This window comes from Franconibacter helveticus LMG 23732 (assembly GCF_000463115.2).
Classification (GTDB): domain Bacteria; phylum Pseudomonadota; class Gammaproteobacteria; order Enterobacterales; family Enterobacteriaceae; genus Franconibacter; species Franconibacter helveticus.
Genome location: NZ_AWFX01000042.1, coordinates 114,456 through 136,512 on the forward strand (window position 1 = coordinate 114,456; position 22,057 = coordinate 136,512).

Annotated in this window: 18 protein-coding genes; 10 read left to right on the top strand and 8 right to left on the bottom strand. The window is 60.9% G+C overall.

Annotated elements, in window-relative coordinates; all coding sequences use genetic code 11:
• Positions 1 to 489: anti-virulence regulator CigR family protein (locus DW56_RS10860; RefSeq protein ID WP_035889904.1), on the bottom strand; the 489-nt coding region annotated here is incomplete at its 3' end.
• Positions 490 to 674: 185 nt separating this feature from the next.
• Here DW56_RS10860 and DW56_RS10865 point away from each other — a divergent pair.
• Positions 675 to 1,436: an alpha/beta fold hydrolase gene (locus DW56_RS10865; RefSeq protein WP_024554473.1), complete on the top strand. Its 762-nt coding sequence runs from the start codon at positions 675 to 677 to the stop codon at positions 1,434 to 1,436.
• An 81-nt stretch (positions 1,437 to 1,517) separates the two neighbouring features.
• Positions 1,518 to 2,762 carry a putative acyl-CoA thioester hydrolase gene (locus DW56_RS10870; RefSeq protein WP_024554474.1) on the top strand — a complete coding sequence of 415 codons (1,245 nt, stop codon included), beginning with the start codon at positions 1,518 to 1,520 and terminating at the stop codon, positions 2,760 to 2,762.
• A gap of 1 nt (position 2,763) precedes the next feature.
• On the opposite strand, the gene DW56_RS10875 is transcribed toward DW56_RS10870, so the two are convergent.
• The 4 genes from DW56_RS10875 to DW56_RS10890 form a co-directional block, all read right to left on the bottom strand.
• Positions 2,764 to 4,227, bottom strand: coding sequence for an aldehyde dehydrogenase (locus DW56_RS10875; RefSeq protein WP_024554475.1), 1,464 nt, complete (start codon positions 4,225 to 4,227; stop codon positions 2,764 to 2,766).
• A gap of 143 nt (positions 4,228 to 4,370) precedes the next feature.
• Positions 4,371 to 6,542: a virulence factor SrfC family protein gene (locus DW56_RS10880; RefSeq protein WP_024554476.1), complete on the bottom strand. Its 2,172-nt coding sequence runs from the start codon at positions 6,540 to 6,542 to the stop codon at positions 4,371 to 4,373.
• Complete coding sequence (locus DW56_RS10885; protein ID WP_024554477.1) at positions 6,539 to 9,526, bottom strand: virulence factor SrfB; 2,988 nt, start codon at positions 9,524 to 9,526, stop codon at positions 6,539 to 6,541. Before DW56_RS10885 ends, DW56_RS10880 begins: the two co-directional genes overlap by 4 nt.
• 4 nt (positions 9,527 to 9,530) lie before the next feature.
• A complete protein-coding gene (locus tag DW56_RS10890; RefSeq protein WP_024562284.1) occupies positions 9,531 to 10,904 on the bottom strand; it encodes an SrfA family protein in 1,374 nt (457 codons plus the stop codon).
• 327 nt (positions 10,905 to 11,231) lie between these two features.
• Here DW56_RS10890 and DW56_RS10895 point away from each other — a divergent pair, with 327 nt between their 5' ends.
• From DW56_RS10895 to DW56_RS10905, 3 genes are read left to right on the top strand one after another with little or no spacing between them, the layout of a single operon-like run.
• Entirely contained in the window at positions 11,232 to 12,830 is a 1,599-nt protein-coding gene (locus DW56_RS10895; RefSeq protein ID WP_024562283.1) for an ABC transporter substrate-binding protein, read from the top strand.
• Between the two features lie 47 nt (positions 12,831 to 12,877).
• Entirely contained in the window at positions 12,878 to 13,123 is a 246-nt protein-coding gene (locus DW56_RS10900; protein WP_024555027.1) for a DUF2526 family protein, read from the top strand.
• 10 nt (positions 13,124 to 13,133) lie between these two features.
• Entirely contained in the window at positions 13,134 to 14,009 is an 876-nt protein-coding gene (locus DW56_RS10905; RefSeq protein ID WP_024555028.1) for an NAD(P)-dependent oxidoreductase, read from the top strand.
• 93 nt (positions 14,010 to 14,102) lie between these two features.
• Here DW56_RS10905 and DW56_RS10910 read toward each other — a convergent pair whose 3' ends face one another.
• Complete coding sequence (locus DW56_RS10910; protein ID WP_024555029.1) at positions 14,103 to 14,552, bottom strand: DMT family transporter; 450 nt, start codon at positions 14,550 to 14,552, stop codon at positions 14,103 to 14,105.
• Positions 14,549 to 15,067, bottom strand: coding sequence for a GNAT family N-acetyltransferase (locus tag DW56_RS10915; protein ID WP_024555030.1), 519 nt, complete (start codon positions 15,065 to 15,067; stop codon positions 14,549 to 14,551). The genes DW56_RS10910 and DW56_RS10915 overlap by 4 nt, the downstream gene beginning before the upstream one ends.
• Before the next feature lie 38 nt (positions 15,068 to 15,105).
• Here DW56_RS10915 and DW56_RS10920 point away from each other — a divergent pair, with 38 nt between their 5' ends.
• Together DW56_RS10920 and DW56_RS10925 are read left to right on the top strand one after the other, a co-directional pair.
• Positions 15,106 to 15,681 carry a helix-turn-helix domain-containing protein gene (locus DW56_RS10920; RefSeq protein WP_024555031.1) on the top strand — a complete coding sequence of 192 codons (576 nt, stop codon included), beginning with the start codon at positions 15,106 to 15,108 and terminating at the stop codon, positions 15,679 to 15,681.
• 44 nt (positions 15,682 to 15,725) lie between these two features.
• Entirely contained in the window at positions 15,726 to 16,757 is a 1,032-nt protein-coding gene (locus tag DW56_RS10925; RefSeq protein WP_024555032.1) for an NADP-dependent oxidoreductase, read from the top strand.
• A 45-nt stretch (positions 16,758 to 16,802) separates the two neighbouring features.
• Here DW56_RS10925 and DW56_RS10930 read toward each other — a convergent pair whose 3' ends face one another.
• Complete coding sequence (locus DW56_RS10930) at positions 16,803 to 18,116, bottom strand: M20/M25/M40 family metallo-hydrolase (RefSeq protein ID WP_024555033.1); 1,314 nt, start codon at positions 18,114 to 18,116, stop codon at positions 16,803 to 16,805.
• A gap of 767 nt (positions 18,117 to 18,883) precedes the next feature.
• Here DW56_RS10930 and DW56_RS10935 point away from each other — a divergent pair.
• The 3 genes from DW56_RS10935 (at position 18,884) to DW56_RS10945 (ending at position 21,992) form a co-directional block, all read left to right on the top strand.
• Positions 18,884 to 19,543: a GntR family transcriptional regulator gene (locus DW56_RS10935; RefSeq protein ID WP_029589810.1), complete on the top strand. Its 660-nt coding sequence runs from the start codon at positions 18,884 to 18,886 to the stop codon at positions 19,541 to 19,543.
• A gap of 111 nt (positions 19,544 to 19,654) precedes the next feature.
• Positions 19,655 to 19,840 carry a hypothetical protein gene (locus tag DW56_RS10940; protein WP_024555153.1) on the top strand — a complete coding sequence of 62 codons (186 nt, stop codon included), beginning with the start codon at positions 19,655 to 19,657 and terminating at the stop codon, positions 19,838 to 19,840.
• Between the two features lie 208 nt (positions 19,841 to 20,048).
• Positions 20,049 to 21,992, top strand: a complete 1,944-nt coding sequence (locus DW56_RS10945; RefSeq protein ID WP_024555152.1) for a methyl-accepting chemotaxis protein — start codon at positions 20,049 to 20,051, stop codon at positions 21,990 to 21,992.
• The last annotated feature ends 65 nt before the right edge of the window (positions 21,993 to 22,057 follow it).

Consider the following 22,057-nt stretch of genomic DNA (forward strand, 5'->3'; position numbering starts at 1 on the left):
GAGCGCAATCAATACCAGATCCTCGCCCACCACGCGCCATTCATAGCCGGGGTAATAAGGCAGATCGCGCAGCATGTCGGCGGGCACGGTTTTTTTCGCTATGCCCGGCGGCAGCGGTTTGCCACGCGCCAGATTTTTAGCGATGCCCGGCGGTAAGGATTGATAGCCTGTCAGCCCGTAATTCACCGCCAGCTGACGCGCGCGTGAAGGGGAGATATCCGCCTCAACGCGATCGGGCTTACCGTAATTTTTACCGTGGGCACCGTTCTCTTTGTCGCCTTTATTGTTGTTTTTGCCGCTATTGCCGCTATTGCCATGGTTGCCGCTATTCCCATGGCCGCCGCCGTTGCCATTGCTATGACCGCCGCCATTGCCGTTGCCGTTGCCGTTGCCGTTGCCGTTGCCCGGGTTAGCCAGCGCCGGGGCTGAGACCATCGCCATACAGCCTGCCAGCAGCGCCGCAACCGTAGCCAGTTTTTTTGCTTTCATAAGGTGATCCTTACTTTCAGGGGTGTTCAACAGCATTTCAGCACAGCGGCAACGAAAAGCGATTTCCTTAATTCTGTATTTTTCGCCGCCGCTGCGTTTTCTGGATGCAGCTCGCAAAAAAATGTTTCTTAAAACGTCGTTATAATGATAAATCTGTATATATAACCAGTATTTAAGGGCGAGCCATGAAAACTTTTTATTCCCGTCACGCAGGCTGTCTTGTGCGCTATCACGATTTTCCAGGCAGCGGCGACCCGCTGTTGATGGTGCATGGTCTTGGCTGCGCTTCCTCTTATGAATATCCGCGCATCGCCATCGATCCCGCTTTTGGCGGGCAACGGGTCGTGCTCCTTGATTTGCCCGGCAGCGGCTACAGCGAAAGGCCGCGCGATTACGCTTACAGCACCGGGGACCAGGCACAGGTGGTGATGGAGCTGGTGGAGGAACTCAACCCTGGCGCTTTCTGGCTTTACGGTCATAGCATGGGCGGCAGTATCGCCATCGAGGCGGCGAGCAGGGCGGATGCGCGTTTGCAGGGGCTTGCGGTATCCGAACCCAATTTTCACCCGGGGGGCGGGGAAAGCAGCAGCGTTATTGCCGCCTGGAGCGAAGCGCAATTCGTTAACGAGAAATATCAGCAGATGCTGGACGAAGAGAGCTCGCCCTGGGCTGGCAGCTTGCTCAGTAGCGCGCCGTGGGCGGTGTGGCGAAGCGCCGCCGCGCTGGTAAAAGGAAGCAGCGTCGACTGGTATCAGGCTTTCGTGGCGCTCGATAAACCTAAGCTGCTTATTTTTGGCGAGCTTTCGCTGCCGGATGCCGATTTTACCGCTTTAGCGGCAGCCGGCGTGCCGACCACCCTTATTCCCGCCGCCGGGCATTCCCTCTCCTGGGAAAACCCTGTCGCGCTGGCTGAGGCGCTGCGGGCTTTTTGTCTGCAACAGCCGTAAAGCGTGACGGTGTGGGTATTTTATAAAACAGCGTTTCATTATCATCTTCTTCTGTTTCGGTTTCCTGCATAAGAGGATGAAATGCGCTGGCAAAACCTTCCGCTTGCTGCATTGCCGCTGTTGGCACAGGGGTGCGGCGTGAGCAATGTTTATACTTTCGAGTCGCCCGGCACCACAACGCGGCCTGTGCTCAGCGCTGAAGAAGCCCGCGATTTTAGCGAAGAAAACCTTTTCGCGGCGGGCGGTAAACTGGCAAGTCTGACGGGCCGCTGGCATCCGGAGCCGGTGGCGATAAAAGCCGATACAGCGTATGTGGTGGGGCAAAACGCGCCTTACGCCACGGTGCAGCAAGCGCTGAATGCCGCGCTGCGTCGCCCCTCTGGCGAGCGCGTCTGGATCAAAGTGATGCCGGGCGTTTATGACGGCGTGGTCTATGTTCCGCAACAGGCGCCGCCGGTGACGATTTTCGGCGCCGGTTCAACGCCGCAGGCGGTCACGCTCCGCCTGGCGCTTGACGCGCGCTTTTCGCCCGCCCGCTACCGACAGGCGGTAAGCAGACAATTTGCGGCGCACGATCCCGCCTGGTATATGTACGACCTGTGCGCCGGTAAAACGACCGACGCCATTGGCACCAATTGCAGCGCCGTGGTCTGGGCGCAAAGCGACGATTTCCAGCTGGCCAATCTCAGCGTGGTCAACAGCCTGCTCGACAGCGTGGATGCATTCAGCCATCAGGCCGTGGCGCTGCGCACCGATGGCGACCGGGTACAGCTGGAAAAGCTGCGCGTGATTAGCCGTCAGGACAGTCTCTATCTGAACACCAGCAACCGCCTGAATGAGGCCGTAACGGACCGCATCAGCCGGGTGCGGGTCAGCGAAAGCTATGTGGAAGGGGATGTCGATTATGTCTTTGGCCGCGCCAACGCCGTTTTTGAACGGGTGCATTTTCACACGGTTTCCAGCCGCGGCTCAAACGAGGCTTATGTGCTGGCGCCTGCCACCTTGCCGCATAACCGCTGGGGATTTCTGGTGCGCGACAGCCTGTTCACCGGCGATGCGGGCTATGCAGACGGGCGCAAAGCGAAGCTCGGCCGCGCCTGGGATCAGGGCGCCGGAAAAACCGGCTATCTGCCTGGCGTAACCGCTAACGGCCAGTTGCTTATTCGCGACAGCCTGATAGACGACAGCTATGACCGGCTTTCTCCCTGGGGTGCGGCGGCCACCACCTCGCGGCCCTTCAGGGGCAACGCGGCGGCGGCGCGCCGCCTTGATGACGTCGGCTACAACCGACTGTGGGAATTTAACAACCGCCAGTTGCGTCGCTGACTCAGAAAGGTAGCGGACGGGGCGCGGTTTGCAGCGTTATCCAGCGCAGTTCGGTAAACGCCTGCACGCCTGCTTGTCCGCCAAAATGCCCGTAACCGGAGTCCTTAACGCCGCCGAACGGCATCTGCGGCTCGTCGTGTACCGTTGGCCCGTTAATATGGCAAATCCCGCTTTGTAACCGCTGCGCCACCCGCCAGGCGCGCGCGGTATCGCGGCTGAAAACGGCGCTGGAAAGGCCAAACTCGCTATCGTTGGCAACGCGAATGGCTTCTGCTTCGTCACGCACGCGCACAATCGCTTTTACCGGGCCGAACGACTCTTCATGATAAATACGCATCTGCGCCGTGACATGATCCAGCACCGCGGCGGGCATCAGCGTCGTTTCCGCTTTGCCGCCCGCCAGCAGCGTGGCGCCTTTGGCAAGGGCGTCATCAATCAGCGCGTTGCAGCGCGTCACCGTTTGTTTGTCCACCACAGACCCCAGTACCGTTGGCCCGTTACGCGGGTCGCCGCAGGGAAGAGAAGCCGCCTTCGCCGCGAACTGCGCGGCAAACTCATCGGCTACGCGCTCATCCACCACAATGCGCTCCGTGGACATGCAAATCTGCCCGGAGTTGGCGAAGGCGCCAAACGCGGCGCAGTTTACCGCAAGCTCAATGTCCGCATCGTCCAGCACCAGCAGCGGCGCCTTACCGCCAAGCTCCAGCACCACGGGTTTGAGATAGCGTGCGCAGGTTTGCGCGATAAGACGGCCCACGCGGGTTGAACCGGTGAAGTTGATCCGGCGCACCGCCGGATGCGCAATCACAGCCTCGGTGATTGCCGCCGCCTCTTGCGGCGCGCTGGTAATAAAATTCACTACGCCGGGCGCAAAGCCCGCCGCGTGCAGCGCGTCGATGATAAGACCGTGGGTGGCGGGAGAAAGCTCGCTGCCTTTAAGAATGACCGTATTGCCGCAGGCAAGCGGTGTGGCGATAGCGCGCACGCCGAGGATCACCGGCGCATTCCAGGGCGCCATGCCGAACACCACGCCGGCTGGCTGGCGCACCGCCATCGCCAGGTTTCCCGGCACGTCAGAGGGGATAACTTCACCGGTGATTTGCGTGGTGAGCGCCGCCGCTTCGCGCAGCAGGCCCGCGCCCAGATGCACGTTGAACCCCGCCCACTGGGCGGAAGCGCCGGTTTCCGCCGCCATCGCGGCGATAAACTGCGCCTCCCGCGCCTCCAGTTCCGCCGCCGCCTTCAGCAGCAGCGCCCGGCGCTCGCCAGGCCCGGTATCACGCCAGCCGATAAACGCCTGGGCGGCGGCGTCTGCCGCGGCCAGCGCATCCTCCGGCGTGGCGGCGGGGGCGATAGTCGCTGTGTTTTCATCCAGCGGATTGAGCCGGGTAAAGGTGCGCCCGGTCGCGGCGGCGCGTTGCTCGCCATTGATCAGTAACGCAGGCGTAAAAGGAACAGAAGCCATCGGACACCTCAATTGTTATAAGAATGTAAAGCGTGGTGAGAGTGTACGGGGCGCAGCAGGAAAAACCAGCGGTGGGGCGGATATCGCACGGTTTTTTAACGCGTTAGCGGCCGGTTCACATTTTGCAAACCGGCCAGAAATGGCTACCTGAAAAGCGCGGCCAGCGCCTGACGGTCGCTGTCGCTCACATCCAGCGGATGGCGGTAGCCGATGTTGTCGCAGGCCAGCGTGTAAAGCGCCACCAGCCAGTCGTAAACATAGCGCGTGGCGGCATGGACGGGCTGGTCGCCAAGACGCGAAAGCCGCTGGCGGGGGCTTTCAACCGGCGCGAAAATCGGTGCGCCTTTATTCACGCGGCTTGCGGGGCGCTGCGCCAGCGGCGCTTCGGCGTAACCGAGCCAACTGACAAATTGCATTAGCGCGGCGTGGCATTGCGCCTCGTCGCCCGACAACGACTCAAGCTTTTCATCCAGCGCCAGCCGGTAGCTCGCAACCGCCAGCGTTTCGCCAAGCCAGCGCAGGGTTGACGCCTCCAGCCCCAGCGCGGCGGCATTATCCGGCTGCTGAGACCAGTGGCGCACATGGTTAACCCAGCGGCGGTGGGGATGCTGTTCGCTTTTGCTTGTCTGCCGTTCACTGGCTAACGCTGCCGTTTCTGCGGGGTCATCGGCAAAAAGATCAATGCTGTCGCTAAAGATCGCCTGCGTAGTGTCGATAACGCCCGGCGGCGTATCGTCATCCGCGCTGCGCGCGCGGCCAGCAGGCAGCAGCGCTTCCAGCACATCGCCATGGCGCGATGCCTGGCGTTGAAGCGCGCGGACTTCCTGCTCGGCGCGGCGGCGGGCGTCGTCGTCGCTTTCAACCGCCAGGTAGCGCTGAAACAGCGCCTGCGCCGAGGCGAACAGCGCGTTTTCCATCGCCGCCCGGCGCGCTTCATGGCCCGCATCGTTTAGCGCTTCGCTGAGCCATTCCACCAGGCGTTGTACATTGCGGGCATCGAGCGCCTGCAACGCGCCCCAGCGGCTGCCTGGTTTGCCAAGCAGGCGCTGCACCCCTTCATCAAGATGCTGCCCGCCGTGGAAGCGGGCGTCGTGAGGGGTGATCACCCAGACCAGCTTTGGCTGCGCGCCTTCGGGCTGCGTATCATCCACCCAGCGGCGCAATTCGCGCGCGGCGGGAATAATGGCGGCGCGTTCGGGCGCCGCGTTGCATACCAGCAACACGTCGGGCTGAAGGCGCTGGCGATAGCCCGACAGCAGCCAGCGAATTTTGCTGGCGGTCAGGCTGTTGTCGGCAGGGGCGGCGGGGATGTCGATGATTTCGCTGTTGCCCGAGCCGTTGTGCGAACTGCTGCGCAGTTGCGTAGCGTCGGCCAGCGGTAGCACCAGTTCCCGGGTCAGCAGGGCGAGCGTGTCCACTGCAACCCTGTGCGCCGGTTGAACGCCGTTAGCGTCCAGCGGACAAACCTGCACGTTTTCATCCGCTGTTCCGCCCGGCAGCAAAAAGCCCTCAGCGGGCAGGGAGAATGAATCCACCAGCAGACTCAGCGGCGCGGCAACTTCCGGCGCATGACCCAGCGCTTCCAGCGTTTGCGCCAGTTCCAGCCATTGCTGCGTCAGCTCCTGATTTTCGCCCCACAGCAGAGGGTAAACGCGCGCGCGATCGTTCAGGGTCAGGGCCGGAAGCAGGGCGGCAAGCTGGTGCCAGCTTGCGTCCGTCAGGCTTTGATGCCGTTTCGGCGCCGTCTCGCTCCAGAAGGCCGCGAGGGTGGCGACCTCTTCAGCCCGCACCGCCGGGTGCGCCTGCGGCTGGCACAGCGCCCGCAGCGGCGCCAGGCGTTGCTGCACCTGCGCATCCGTCAGCGTGCGCGCCGCGCCGTCGGCGTAATAGCGGGCGATAAAAATCTGCACCAGCTCGCTTTCGCTTAACAGGCGTAACCGCAGGGCAAAACGCTCCGGCAGGTCGCCTTCGTCTTGCGTAAAGCGCACCGCCATCGCCGTGGCGCTGTTGCCCGGATTAATATGCGTGAGGTAATCAAGGTGTTTGCCGCCAGGCGTGACGTGAAGCCGCTCCGGCTGGCAACTGGCAAGCGTGGAGAGCAAAAACGCTTTGCCTGCCCCGGCGTAGCCGTAAAGGCCCACCGTGCGCGGCGCGTCGCTCAGTTTCACTATTGCTTGCGCGCGGCTTTCAAGCTGTTGCAACCGGGCCAGCAGGGCGTCGGCTTCGTCATTCAGCAGAGGCGCGCGCTGGCGCGCTTCCTCTACCCAGTGAGTCAGGGCGATCAGGGTGCGTGAAGTGAGGTTCGGATGACTCATTTTAAATAAACGCTCCCGCTGTCTATCCAGTAATGGCTGCCGCTGCTGCGACGGTCAGCCAGCGTATTAAGTTTAAAGGTCAGCTGCTCCAGCGGCACCCGGGTGCCGTCGGAAAGCCACGCTTCCGCCAGGCTGAACGCTTCCGGGGCCTGGTGTTTGCCGCCGCCGGTGAGCTGAAGGCGCACGTTAAGCACCCCGTCGCCGGCAATGGCTTTCGCCAGCTCCGGCGCGTTTACCGAAAGGGTATAAAGCGGCGTGGCGGGCCAGCGCGCATTGTCGAGCTGACGAAAACCCAGGGTGACGTTGCCGCGCAGGGGAAAATGCAGACGCGCATCGAGCTTCTCGCCCGGGTTGTCGAGGTCTGTCTCGCTGTACCAGACGTTTTCGTCGCTGAGCAGGTTGGCGACGTTATCGAGCACGCCGAGATAGCGCACGGTGGAATAGGCGCCGATATCCGCCGCCTTAAAATTAAAGCGCGGCAGGCGTAAGTCGAGCGCCAGCGCGCAGAGCATCGCGCCCACCGCCGCCGTCGCTTTCGGGTTGCCCACGCGCCCTTGCTGGCTGAACGGATACCACTCGTGCACTTCATAATTATCAAGCCAGACAATGCGGCTCACCGGCACCGGCTGAAGGTGGCGAATAAGCGCCTGCACGCCCGGCAAACAGCCTGGACGGCCCGTCACCAGCAGTATGTCGCAGGCGTAATGGGTAATAGCTTCGCAGAGCGCATGCAGCGGCGCGCAGAGGCTGAATTTGCCGTTGAGCATCGCCTCCTGTAGCTCGCTGAAGCTCACCTGCAACGGCACATCAAGCACGTTAAAGGCGACAGCGTCGCCTGGCAGCGCATGCCCGATAGCCTGATGCAGATAATTGAGCACGTTGGCCGTTGGCTGGCGGGTCAGCAGTTCGCCGAAGGTGGCGTGCAGCCCGGCCAGCGGGTCGTTGGCTTCGCTCTGCTGCCAGGCGTGTAAAATCGCATGGCCGACCGGCATCAGCAGTTGCAGCGCGGTTTGCTGGCGTAAAATCGCCTGGGTGTCCATGCGACCGGAGTCGCCGAACAGCGTCGCCATTAGCGTCACCGCATCCGGCGCGCCCGCTTTTTGCAGGCTTTCCTGCAAGGCAGGGAGCACGCAGCGCTGAAGGATATCGAGCAGCAGGTCGTCGCCCGCCACCTTAAACCCTTCGCGGAACAACAGTTCCGGCGCGATCTTCACATTGCTGCCGACGCCGTCGTCCAGCCGGTAGTCGGTAATGGCCATATCGGTGGTGCCGCCGCCGATGTCTATCGAGGCGATGCGCAGCTGGCGCCCCGGCTTCTCGCCTGCCGGCGTGTCGCGGTCGGGCCGCGCGTAGCTTGCGAAAAAGCGCTCAGTCTGGCCGTTAAAGCGCACCATGGCTTCGTTATAAAGCCATACCAGTTGACCGCAGCTCGCTTCGTCCCAGTCCATCTGTACCTGCGGCGCGGGCACGCGGCTTTTTTGCTGGCCTTTGGCGGAGGTAAAATCGTCATCCTGCGGGTGCCAGCCAAGGGCTTTCCAGACCAGCGCGATGGCCTCATGCATGCGGCGGCGGAAAATTTCGCGCTCCTGCTTAGGCATGGCGGAAGGCAAGGTGAGGATAAGCGTGCGCAGCTGGCGCGGAGAGTGGGCGTTGCCCATCCGCAGGCGGCTCGCCACGCTGTTAATCTGGCACAGCGCCTGGGAAAGCAGTTCGCAAAGCATGTGGGTCATCAGCGAGCTGCGGCTGTACTGCGGCGAAAAGACCGGCAGACGTTCGTCGGCGGGCAGCTCCCACAGGGGCTGGCCTTCGTCATTCATCAGGTTCATCAGCGGAAACGCTGTGGCGAGCGGTTCGCGCTGGGTTTTCGGCGTCAGTAAATTAAAGCGCCAGGCTTGCGCGGCGGGCGTTTCATCCCATAAATAACGGCGCGGGCTGGAGATACCGCTGCTGCCGTCGGTGCCGAGGCGCTGCATCGCGAGCTTACGCGCTTCGTCGCCCACGCGCACGATAGAAGGCCAGGTGAAGGCGTCGTCGCGGCCGCTTTCCACGGAAAAATGCTGTTTGCCGAAGCGCGCTTCAGCAAAGGCGAGGCGGCTGGTGAACATCGGCGCATTAAGGTATTGCGGCTCGCTGAGCGAACGTACCTGCAACTCCATGGTCTGGCGCAAACCGTCGTTCGCCTCGCCGTGATCTTCAATAATCACGCCGCAGGTATGGGTGTTGCCAACGTCCAGAATTAAATCGACCGGCACGGCAGGAGCGCTCAGGGTGGCGGTGACGATTTTCAGTTCCGGCACGCGGATTTGCTCGCCCAGCAACGACATCAGGTTCAGCCAGTGCCCTTGGTACTCAAACCCTTTCATGGCGCGGACAAGCGACTCCTCGCTGCGCGCCTCCTGCTGGGTGGCGAAATGGCTAAACGTTTCCCGCAGCCAGCCGTCGACCCAGGTCTGGTCGAGAAAATCGGCGACTTCGTCATCGCGCCAGGCGAGCGCGAAGCGGCTGCCGTTGCGCACGTCGTTTTCTACCGGGGCAAGCTGCCCCTGGTTGCTCTCATCGCGCTGAATTTGTGTGTCGAAGGCAAGCGTCACGCGGTGCGTATGGCCTGCGCTGTCCGGCGTCTCCAGACGGCGGATCTGCACCCGCGCCCAGTTATCCGGGCCCTGCACGAAAGTGCGTGGCGGGTTAAAGCGCAGCACCGGCACCGGCAGCCAGACGCCGTCGAGCACCGCCAGCGACTGGCTCAGGGCGAAGGTGCTTTCAGGCCGAACCACTTCCGGCGCGCCGCCATTGGGCGAGGGCAGGGTAAATTTGCCGCCGGCGCTGTCGTAATCCAGGCGCAGCAGGGGGCCGTTGGCGGTTTTACGCACAAAGCGACCGCCGTGCGGCGCGTCTGCTGGCGTAACGCCGAAATCTAAAAACTGCACCCCGCTGTTTTCAATCAGGGTGACGCTTTGTTTGTAATCACACAGGTTTGCCAGCATAGGATCAGGCGCTCACTTTCTTAAACGTCAGGGGCAGCACGGTTTTCTCGTCGTAACGGCCCGTGCACTGGGCTACATCCTGGTCGCCTGCTTTACAGGCCACTTCCGGCACCGGATAACGGCTGCCGTCGCTGCAACGGGCATTGCCCCGGCTTTTGATCATCAGCGTGCCGGACTGATGCAGCCCGGCGTAAAGCTCGGCGCGGCACACCACGCCGCCGCTGCGCGAGATTCGCACCAGCCCTTTATTATCTTTGAGTTCATAACGCAGCGCGGGCGGCCTGCCGGTGACCGGATCGTTAACATCAACGGTAACGCGCCACGCGCCGTTAAGAAAACGGGTAGAGCCGGCTTTTACCTGGCCTGCGTCCATCACCATCAGCGTTTTCGGCGCAGCCGCAGGCGCGGCGGCTTCAGGCGCTGGCGTGTCCACGGGCGCGGCGATCTGCGCCTCGGCAAGCGGCAGCGCGGCGGTGGGTTGCGGTTCGACCGGCGCGGGCGCATCCACGGTTTTCACCGGCGCAGGCGCAATTTCCACGGCTTTGATGTCGGCCACCGATACCGCCGGTTTCACGGCGGCGTCGGTATGCAGCATTTTCCAGGCCGCAGGCGCGCCGAAGGCCAGCGCAACCGCTGCCGCAACCGGCAGCATCCAGAGCGAGCGGCGCTTACGGCCAGGCGCTGGCGCGGCGGCGGCGACCTCAGGGGTAGCCAGCGCTGGCTCGGCAACAGGCGGGGCGGCGACAGGTTCAACCGGGGCGACGGGCGGCGCGATTTGCGGCGCGACGGGCGCAGGGGCGGGCGCCAGAAAGGGCGCATCCGGCTCGCTTAAAACGAGGCGCTCCGGCTGCGGCTCCTCTTCCGGCTCCGGCGGCAGCATGACGATTTCCGGCTCGCGCTCTTCCTGCGCCAGGCAGTCCAGCACCTCTTCGCGCACGCTCTGGTTGAGGTTAACGAAGCCCCAGAAAGTAATGACCGGCTTGCCGCCAACCAGATAGACATGGTTCGCCGCAGGAAACTGCGCCGTTTTGGCGAGCAGGGCGCCAAAGAGCTGCTGTGCGGTTTTCTCAGATTGCAGGCAGCGCTGGCTCAGCGCGCGGGCGCTGCCTACGGCGCTCTCCAGCAGTCGCCGGGCGCGGCGGCGCGCGTCGTCGTCTGCCGCCGCCCAGCTCACAACGTCGCCGGTTACCGGCGAGTACCAGTCAACCCGGTCGCCATCATCATTCAGCTGTGGAATGGCGAGACACGCCTCCAGCGGCTGCTTGCGAAGACGAAGGGTTTCGCGAATTTGCAGCGCGGAGTCAAACACCGCCTGGCCGTTTTCGCCAACGCTCTGGAAATCGTCCAGGAAACCGCTGCGCAATAGAATTTTCGCCACGTCACACTCTCTGCATAAAAACTTTTTTCACGGCTCCACTTTACCGGGCGTGGCGGCAAGCAAACGGCAAAAGAAACGCGAAATCGGGCCAATTCTCGGGCTATTGAACCTTAGGAATTTTCTTGACTTGCGTTGCAAGCGGCTGGCAGGAAAGCAGTTAACGGCGTGTTATGAAGTTTCAGTCTGGATCTGCCGGTGTTTTGAGCGAAAACCGCTGAAAATGCATAACCCGCCAGTTTTTTGTTATTTGCCAGTGGCATAAGGCTGTGTTGTGATTACCCTTCATAATATTTACCTTAATAATAATTGGTGTTTTTTATGGCAAAGATGACCCCCGCTAAAATGCTGCCCGGGCTGCTGCTCGGCGCGGCGCTGCTGCCTGCCGCCGCGCAGGCGGCCTCCGGCGACACAATTATCTACTGCTCCGAGGCTTCGCCCGAATCGTTTAACCCGCAAATCGCCAGCTCCGGCCCAACCTTCGTGGCCAGTTCGCAGGTGCTTTATAACCGCCTGGTGACGTTTGACCCTAAAACCAACGCGCCGGTGCCTTCGCTCGCCACCGACTGGAAAGTCAGCGAAGACGGCCTGGTCTGGACCTTTACCCTGCGCCAGGGGGTGAAGTTCAACAGCAACAAATTCTTCAAACCCACCCGCGACTTTAACGCCGACGACGTGATTTTCTCGGTGATGCGCCAGAAAGATCCGAAGCATCCGTACCATAACGTTTCACAGGGCAACTACGAGTATTTCAATGACGTCGGGCTGGATAAGCTCATCACCGACGTGAAAAAGCTCGACGACTACCACGTGCAGTTTACGCTGAGCGAACCTAACGCCCCGTTCCTTGCCGACTGGGGCATGGATTTCGCCTCCATACTTTCTGCGGAATATGCCGATGCGATGCTGAAAAAGGGCACGCCGGAAAACGTCGATAACTGGCCCATTGGCACCGGCCCTTATGCGCTGCAACAGTACAAAGCCGATTCCCTGATCCGCTACATCGCCAACCCCAACTACTGGGATGGCGCAGTGCCGACGAAGCACCTGATTTTCTCTATTACCCCCAGCGTGGAAACCCGCCTGGCGAAACTCAAAACCAACGAGTGCCAGATAATCCCGGCGCCGAGCCCGGTGCAATTTGAGCAGATCAAAGCGGATAAAAACCTGACGCTGCATAGCGTCGAGGCGCTGAACGTCGGTTATCTCGCTTTCAACACGGAGAAAAAGCCGTTTGATAATGTGCTGGTGCGCCAGGCGCTGAACTATGCGGTGGACAAAAAAGCGATTATCAACGCTGTGTTTATGGGCAGCGGCAGCGTGGCGAAATCGCCGATACCGCCAAACATGATGGGCTTTAACCCCGATCTGAAAGATTACGAATATGATCCGCAAAAGGCGAAAGCGTTGCTGAAGCAGGCGGGGCTTGAGAAGGGCTTTGAAACCGACCTCTGGTCGATGCCGGTCCAGCGTCCTTATAACCCTAACTCGCGCCGTATCGCCGAGATGATCCAGAACGACTGGGCGAAAGTGGGCGTGAAGGCGAAAATTGTCAGCTATGAATGGGGTGAATACCTCTCTGGCCTGCGCAAGGGCGAGCACTCCTCCGCGCTCTATGGCTGGATGTCTGACAACGGCGACCCGGATAACTTCACCGATGTGCTGTTAAGCTGCGAGAGCATCCAGAGCGGCTCAAACGCCGCCCGCTGGTGCGATAAAAAATTCACCTCGCTGATTGACCAGGCCAAACGCGAGAGCGACCCGGCGACGCGCGCTAAGCTTTATCAGCAGTCGCAGGTGATTTTTCATGAGCAGGCGCCGTGGGTGCCGCTCGCCAACGGCAAAACCTTCTTCGCTACCCGCAGCAACGTGAGCGGTTACAGCGTCAGCCTGATGGGCAGCGATTTTTCCAAAGCGAAACTCAATTAATGTTGACGCCGCGGCCCGGCGCCGCGGCGATAAGCCAGGGGGTTCTCATGTCGCATCTGGATGAAGTAATAAGCCGCGTTGATGCGGCGATTAGCGAAAGCGTTATCGCTCACATGAATGAACTGCTGATTGCGCTAAGCGAAGACAGCGAACTGAGCCGCGAAGCGCGCTATGAACAGCAGCAGCGGCTACGCCATGCCATCGCTCACCACGGTCGCCAGCATAAAGAGGATCGCGAACGCGAGGCACAGGAGCGGCTGGCGGAGCTGACTAAAGGCGGCACCATCATTTAACGGAGGAATCATGCATATTGCTTTTCTGGGTCTCGGCGGCATGGGCCAGCCGATGGCGCTCAATTTACTTAAGGCGGGTTATGCGCTGACGGTGTGGAACCGTTCGCCTGAACCCGCGCAGGCGCTGGCGGAGCAGGGCGCAACCGTGGCGGCGACGCCCGCCGACATCGCCCCCGCCTCGGTGCTGATTACTATCCTCGCCGATGACATCGCCACCGAACAGGTGGTGGTAGGCCTGGGGGCGCTGGCGGCGCTGCCGCGCGGCGCTATCTGGATCAACATGGCGACCGTTTCGGTAGCCTTTACCGAAGAGATGGAAAAGCGCGCCCGCGAAAAAGGCATCGCCTACATCGCCGCGCCGGTGCTGGGCCGCGTTGACGTGGCGGCTGCCGGCAACCTCAATATTCTGACGGCGGGCGAGGCGACGCTGCTTGATAAAGTGCAGGAAATTTTTGACGTGCTGGGCCAGAAAACCTGGCGCTTCGGCGAGCGTCCGGCCCAGGCGGCGACGGTGAAGCTGGCGGCAAACTTTATGCTGGCGAGCGCCATCGAGGCGATGGGCGAAGCGTCCGCGTTAGTCGAGGCATACGACGTGGCTAAAGGCGATTTTCTGGGCATGCTCACCAGCACCCTTTTCGCCGCGCCCGCCTATAAAAACTACGGCGCGATGATTGCCGAAGATCGCTATTCTCCGGCGGGCTTCACCATGAAGCTGGGGCTGAAGGATGTCCGGCTCGCCCAGCAGGCGGCGGAAAGCAAAAATGTGCCGATGGGCATTGCCGGCGTGCTGCGCGACAACTACCTTGACGCGCTGGCGCACGGCGATGAAAAGCTCGACTGGGCGGCGCTGGCGACGGTCAGCGCACGGCGCAGCGGCCAGAGCTAGTTCCCGGTCATCACGCCTGCAATTTAAAGAATAACCCTTTGCGCAAAGCCCACTCCGGTTGGGCTTTTTTACTGGCTCAGACTGCCTGCGCTGCTAAAACTGCCGTCTCGCCACAAGCCAGGCGCCGATAACCAGCAGCACGGCGCCCGCCACGGGGCCGGCTAGCGCGCGAAAAGTCAGCCCGTGGCTGCGCACGATATCCATCACCAGCCCGCCCACCAGCTGGCTTGCCACCAGCACGGCGATGGTGGTGGCCGCACCCACATACTGATAACCGCTGATGCTGGCGAAGACGAAAAATGAACCGAGCAACCCTGGGATCACTGTCCACCAGCGCACCGTCGCCGCCAGTTCGCTAAAGCCCGCCAGACCGTTTCTGAACAACAAGATGCCGGTAAACAGCACAATGCCTACCAGCGAGTTCAACAGCATGGCGATGAGAATGGTGGAGGCGGACTGGGTGATGCGCACCATGATCATATTCTGCACGACCAGCCCGACACCGGCGGCAGTGAGAAACAGCAGGGTCAACGAGGCGTTCATGGCAACCGGTCCGGCTCGCTGCGGGTATCAAGCTGCAACTGCATAAAGGTGAGATCCAGCCAGCGGCCAAACTTCGTTCCCACCTGCGGCATCTGCGCGGTAATGGTAAAACCCAGCTTATGGTGCAGGGCGACAGATGCGGCGTTTTGCGACTCAATGCCCGCCACCATCACATGTTTGCCGATCTTGCGGGCCTCTGCGATAAGTTGTTCCATCAGCAACCGGCCAATGCCTTTTCCGTGATGTTCCGGGTGAACATAGACGGAATGTTCGACGGTATGGCGAAAGCCGTCGAAGGCGCGCCAGTCGCCGAAGGAGGCGTATCCCACCACCTTGTCGTTATCCTGCGCCACCAGTACCGGATAACCGGCGTTGCCGCGTTGATAAAACCAGGCGAGACGGTTTTCCGCATCGACAGTGCTGTCGTTCCAGATAGCGGCGGTGTGCAGCACCGCATAGTTAAAAATATCGGCGATGGCGGCGCAGTCTTCTGCGCGAGCGTGGCGGATTAGCATGGTTGAACCCCGGCGGTTGTAAACTATAATGGTCAACTATGAATAATATCATCGACACATTAAGTCAACGACTGGGTGAGCGCATTCGTACGGAACGCGAGTCGCGCGGCTGGTCGCAAAATGAACTGGCCGAGCGGGCAGGGGTTTCGCGCGCCATGATCCATAAAATCGAGCGCGGGGACAGCAGCCCTACCGCCACGCTGCTGGGGCGGCTTTCCGGCGCGTTCGGCCTTAGCATGTCTACGCTCATCGCCCGGGCAGAGATGCAGGAAGGCAGGCTGCTGCGCTTTCACGAGCAGCCGGTATGGCGCGACCCGCAAAGCCATTATCTGCGCCGCCACGTCTCGCCGCGATCCGATCTGCCGCTCGATCTGGTGCAGGTCGAGCTGCCCGCAGGCAGCGATATTCCGATGCCCGCCTCGGCTTATCTTAATGCGCGCCAGCTTATCTGGGTGCAGTCCGGCGAGCTGGTGTTTGTGGAAGGCGAAACGCGGCATCACATGCAGGCGGGGGATTGCCTTGAACTGGGGCCGCCAAACGACTGCCACTTTATCAACGAGAGCGAAACGCCCTGCGTTTACCTTGTTGTGCGGCTTAATAACGCCGGTCCGTGAGGATGTTCTACTATTGGGACAGGCTTTGTCATCAGGAGAACGTTATGACTCAACAACAAAACCGCCGCTGGGTGCTGGCTTCCCGTCCGCATGGCGCGCCGGTCGCAGAAAATTTCCGTCTGGAAGAAGACACCGTTGCGGAGCCTGGCGAAGGGCAGGTGCTGCTGCGCAACGTTTACCTTTCGCTCGACCCTTATATGCGCGGACGCATGAGCGACGAGCCTTCTTATGCGCCGCCGGTGCAGATTGGCGAAGTGATGGTGGGCGGCACCATTTCCCGGGTGGAAAAATCGCTGCATCCCGATTTCGCCGAGGGCGACTGGGTGGTGGGGTATGGCGGCTGGCAAGATTACTGCATCGCCAGCGGTAAAGAGCTTTCGCCCCTTGGCAAACAGCCGGCGCATCCCTCCTGGTATCTTGGCGTGCTGGGCATGCCGGGCTTTACGGCTTACATGGGCCTGCTGGATATCGGCAATCCGAAGCAGGGCGAAACGCTGGTGGTCGCCGCCGCAACCGGCCCGGTGGGCGCAACCGTCGGGCAGATTGGCAAACTCAAAGGTTGCCGGGTGGTCGGCGTAGCGGGGGGCGAAGAGAAGTGCCGCCACGCGGTGGAAAAACTGGGCTTTGACGCCTGTATCGACCATCGCGCCAGCGACTTTGCCGAAAAGTTAAAAGCGGCGTGCCCGGACGGCATTGACGTTTATTACGAAAACGTCGGCGGCCAGGTGTTCGACGCTGTGCTGCCGCTGCTTAACACCGCCGCCCGCGTGCCGGTCTGCGGCCTGGTTTCAGGTTATAACGCCACCGACCTGCCGCAAGGCCCGGACCGCCTGCCGCTGCTGATGGGCACCATTTTGAAAAAACGCATCCGTATGCAGGGCTTTATCATTAACCAGGATTACGGCCATCGCATCGAAGAGTTTCGCCGCGCCATGGAGCCCTGGGTGAAAGAGGGCAAAATCCATTATCGCGAGCAGGTGGTGGACGGCCTGGAAAACGCGCCGCAGGCGTTTATCGGCCTGCTGGAAGGAAAAAACTTCGGTAAGCTGGTGGTTCGCCTTACCGGCGAGGAGTAACCCTTCGGGTGGCGGTTCCCGCCACCTTTTTCTTCACCTCTGCGTTCAGAAACAGAGCAGCCAGTCCCGCAGCGAACGCTGAAAGCGCGCAAGGCCTTTGAGGGTAATAAATTCACTGGCGCCGCAGGCGTTGCCGCCGAAACCAAGACCCCCCATCACAAAAGCTGGCGCAACGCGCGAGAAAGCGCTGGCGGGCGCACATTCCGGCGACCAGGGCCAGATTTGGGCGCGGGCCTGCTGCTGCTGATAGCTCATCAACAGCTCCATTACGCCCGGCGCCTGCGCGCTAAAGCGCGCGCCCGGATAGCTTTCTCTGGCTTCCAGCTCCGCGCCCGCGAGGTCCGGCTGCGCCAGCCGCTCGCGCAGACGCGCCAGCAAAGCCTGCGGATCGCTGCCGGGCGGCGTGGTGAGGGTAAATTCCGCCCAGGCTTCAGGCGATATAACGCCAGGCGCGCCGGAGGAGGTGTTTAGCTCGCTTACCGCCAGCACCGAACTGCCGAGCAGGTGCGCCAGCGCCTCGTAAGAGGTCGTTTTCAATGATGGCGCGAGTGTCTCGTCAGGCGTGAATTGCTGCGCCAGTTCATCAAGCCATTCGGCGGCTTCCACATCCAGCGGCCGCGTTTCCAGCACGCCATTGGCCTGCGCCGGGGCGATGGCGTTCAGCGCCTCAACGAGTCGCCAGGCGGGGTTGGCGACCCAGGCGGCATAGCTTGCGTCTGTCGGCGCCTGCGAGCCGCCCTTCACGCGCACGCGTCCCTGCGTCATACCGGTGTAGCCCAGGCAGAGCCGCGGCGCGCCATCTTCCTGCTCGCAGAAAGCGGGGAAAAGCACCGCTTCGGCCGGTGGAACAGGAGAGGGGGTCTGCGCGAGATACTGGCGCAACACGGCGCTGCCGCAGGCCTGTTCGCCTTCCAGGATAATCTCCAGATTCACCGATAATAAGCCGCTCGCCTGGAGATCGCGCACCGCCAGCAGCATGCCGGCCAGCGGGCCTTTGTGCTTTTGCGCGCCGCGGGCGATAAAGACATCGCCCCACTGCGGCCAGTGACGAACGCCGCCCAGGAAAGGATCAACCTCCCAGCCATCTTCTGAGGCCGGCAGAACGTCATAGCGGTTATAGAGCGCCACCGTCTGCGACGCGCCAGCGTCAATGCGAACATGCACCAGCGGCGGCGCGGCAGGCGACTGCCCTGCGACCGGCAGCACAACCTGCGCCTCCAGCTCATCAATCAACCACTGCTCAAGCCAGGCGGCCAGCTCGCGCTGCTGAACCGGCTCAGCGGCAACGCTGCGCCAGGGCGTGAGGCTTTCAAGCAGTTCAAGGGTGAGATCAAGAGTGTGATGGGGCAGGCCGGTCATAAACGGATCCTCGGGTTCGGTACAAAATTGTTCACAGTAAAAGGCTGACGCTAAGCATCAGCGCGGCTGGCGACGCATGTCACCAGCCGAAATCGGCGGTTTTATATTGCCTGTAGAGTCCTGCGCCAGGTTAACCGCATCCATTTGCGAACCGCATAAGGTTGTAAAGGTATTGTTGTCAGCGCTGGGGGTCAAATTTGATTTCATCATTCCGGCTTATGTATGCCGCGCTTATCCCGACGCAACCGGTCATTTCAGGCAGGGGAATAGCGTTGTGATTGTGGCGTTTTAGCCGCTGGCGGATACGGTTTTTTCCTATAAATGCCCGGAATTGCAGGTTTTCGTGCAATTTCTGTAACAACGACTTTACTTACATAAACTGGCGTAACGAGTGAGCCTGAACAGCAAGCGAAGTAAATGACAATAAGGCAACTGAATGAGACGAGTGTCGGCCCGGCTTTGGTGTCATCGCGCTGTTCATATCGCCTGTTGGCGTAGCCCCGGCCTGGATAAGCCCGCTACGCATAATAACGGCAGTGAAATAAACCGGATAACAACCATAACGGCAAAATAATAAACAAACAGCTTTACTGGACAGTCGCGCGTTGCGTGCGGTCCACAGCAACCCTTTATTTTTGAATGATTATGCTGTGCAATCGTGCGGTCATATTGCGCCAGGTCTGACCAGACTCTGTCGTGCTGGTTATATCTCAGGTAAGACGGTTACTCACCTGCAATAACAAGTAAAATTTTGATAGGAAATAAACATGCTTGATCTGGAAAAAGCGCAGCGCATGAGCCTCACGATGCAAGTTGAAGTTAAACTTAAAAACGCGCTGATTGTCGGCAGCTTACGCCCCGGCGCGCGGCTTGTGACCAAAGAAATAGCCGACCAGCTCGGGACCAGTATCACCCCCGTGCGCGAAGCCTTGCTGCGGCTGGTCTCCTGCGGCGCGCTAAACGCCACGCCTGCGCAGGCGTTTCTGGTGCCGGAAATGAGCGTTGAGCGTTACGAAGAGATAAGCCAGATCCGCAAAAACCTGGAAGGCATGGCGGTTGAAGCGGCTCTCCCGCGCCTCACCCGCGGGCAGCTCGCTGCGCTTCGCGAGGTTTATCAGCGTTTTCATTCCGCCAAGCTCGCCGGCAATGTGGAAGAGGCGCTGCACACTAACCACCTGCTGCGTTTTCAGCTTTACTCTTATGCTGAGATGCCCACGCTGCTTAATCTTATTGAACAACTGTGGGTGCGTATCGGCCCCTGCTTTAACTTTCTCTACCCCGAGTCGCCGGACTATGTGAAAAAGCATCACGACTACGAAGACTTGCTGGTCGCGCTGGAGCAGGGCGATGTGGAGCGCAGCGTGCAGGCGATTCATTACGCTATCGACGACGCGACCGTTATCCTGAAAAAACAGTACTTCGCCTGACTGTCGCGGCGGTTAGCGATTTTGTTGCTAACCACTGCTGAAATGATTGTTTCCCTTCGCGCCTCCCCGACGCTTAACTGGTGCTGTATTCACCCGTAACAGGAGGAGGCGATGCTTTTATTATCCCGACACACGTCGCGCAGGCTGACAACGCGTATCCGCCGGGCCGCCCGGGCGTTAACGCTGTCGCGCCCCCTTAACGACAGCACTCGCATGCTGGAATCTTTTATCCCTGCGGGGCATCTCTATGGCATTGATTTCGGCAATATCGATCCGGTCTGGTATCGCAACCGATAGCGCGTTGCGACGCGGGATCCGGCTGCGCTACTGGAACGAACTGTGCGCGCAGGCGTAAGGGCCTTTCCCCGGCGGCTTCTGCCGAGGCTATCGGGCGAAAGGTCCTTTTTTCACCGTTTTGAATGAAAGTCACTCAATAAATCAGCCACGCAACCGATAACCTCTTCAGGCGCTAAAAAGCGCCAGCACAATAACAAGGAGAGGCAGGATGACTGGTCTGGTACCCCGATTACGAAATATGCGCATCTCGCGCAAGCTCTCGCTGGGCTTCGGCCTGGTGTTGCTGCTGGTCGCGCTGGCGACGGCGCTGAGCGTGGTTCGCTTTATGGCTATCCGCGACGTTTATCAAAAAACCAATCTGGTTTACGACATCAATATCGAAGTGTTTCAGGCAAAAATTAACCGCCTGAAATATTTCTACAGCGGCGACGATAAAGCCCGTGAAACCATGGTGAAGTATGTGCAACACGCCCGGGAACTGACGGCGCAGGCGCAGGCGCTCACCTGGGCGGGCAGCGAGAAAAACATCATTAATGATATCGATCGCGCGCTGGCGGGCTTTAGCGACAGCATCGCGGCGATGGGAACGGCCACGCAACAGATGACGAGTCTGCGCGCGTCGCTTGATGCGATGTCGGCGAAAGAAGAGGCGCAACGCTTCGGCGAGCTTATCCGCACGCCCGTTTCAGACCCGGAGCAGGCCTATAAAATCTATGACCTGTTGTTCGCCATCAGCAGCGTGCGCGATCACGCCTGGGCGCTGCGCCTTAGCGGCAACGACGCGGCGCAACAGGCGCTCGACCAGCGCTACAGCGCGGCGCAAACGCAGCTTAACGCGTTGATGAGCGAGCTTGACCCCGCGTTGCAGGCCCCTTTCCAGGCATTGTGGAGCGACACCACGCGCTATCGCGATCTCAGCAAAAGCTATTACGCCAGCTGGAATCAGTTAAAAGCGGCGGAAGATAGCGTGAAAATCGCCGGCGATCAGAGCAGCGCCTCCATTCGCCAGCTAATCGCGCTGGTGAAAACGCAGAATGACGAACTGGCGTATAACTCGTCGACGGCGGCTATTATTATCGGCGCGCTGGCCGTGCTGTTCGGCCTGCTGGTGGCGTTTTACATTACCCGCCAGATAACCCGTCCGCTGACCCATAACCTGGCGCTGGCGGAGCGTATCGCCAGCGGCGATCTCAGCTCGGAAATTAAAGCGGATCGCAGTGACGAACTGGGTCAGCTTACCGGCGCGATGGGCGGCATGAACGCACGGCTGCGGGCGATCATTGGCGACGTGCGCCAGAGCGTCTCCCGCGTTTCCCATGCCGCAAGCGACATCGCCACCGGCAACAGCGACCTCTCTTCACGCACCGAGCAGCAGGCGGCGGCGGTGGTGCAGACTGCCGCCAGCATGGAGCAGTTAACCGCAACGGTGAAAAACAACGCCGACAACGCGCGCCACGCCAGTAAAATCGCCGCCGAAGCGTCGCAAACCGCAAGCCAGGGCGGGGAAGTGGTGCGCGACGTGGTGAAAACCATGGGCGAAATCTCCGCCAGTTCGCAGAAAATCGCTGATATTACCGCCGTGATTAACAGCATCGCCTTCCAGACCAATATCCTGGCGCTCAACGCGGCGGTGGAAGCGGCGCGGGCGGGCGAGCAGGGCCGCGGCTTTGCGGTGGTGGCAAGCGAAGTGCGAAGCCTCGCCAGCCGCAGCTCCCAGGCGGCGAAAGATATCGCGCACTTGATCAATGAATCGGTCAACCGCATCCAGACCGGCAGCGAACGTGCGGCGAGGGCGGGCGAGACGATTGAGCAGGTGGTGAGTTCCGTCACCCGCGTCAACGACATCATGGGCGAAATCTCTTCCGCCTCCGAAGAGCAGAGCCGCGGCATTGAGCAGATCTCACGCGCCGTGAGCGAACTGGACGCCACGACCCAGCAGAACGCGCAGCTGGTTATGGCGTCGTCCACGTCCGCCCAGGCGCTGGAAGAGCAGGCGAGCCTGCTGTCGCAGCTGGTGGCCACGTTCCGCCTGGCCGAACAGGATGCGCCAGGCAAACCCACCCGCGCCGCGGCAGCGCAAAACCGCCCGGTTGCCAGCGCGCCTGCGCCAAAACGCGGCGTGACGCTGGATGACGGCTGGACCACATTCTGAAGAAAGCTTCCCTGACGCCCGGTTCGCCGGGCGTTTTCTTTTGCGTTTTTCGCTTTTACCTGGTG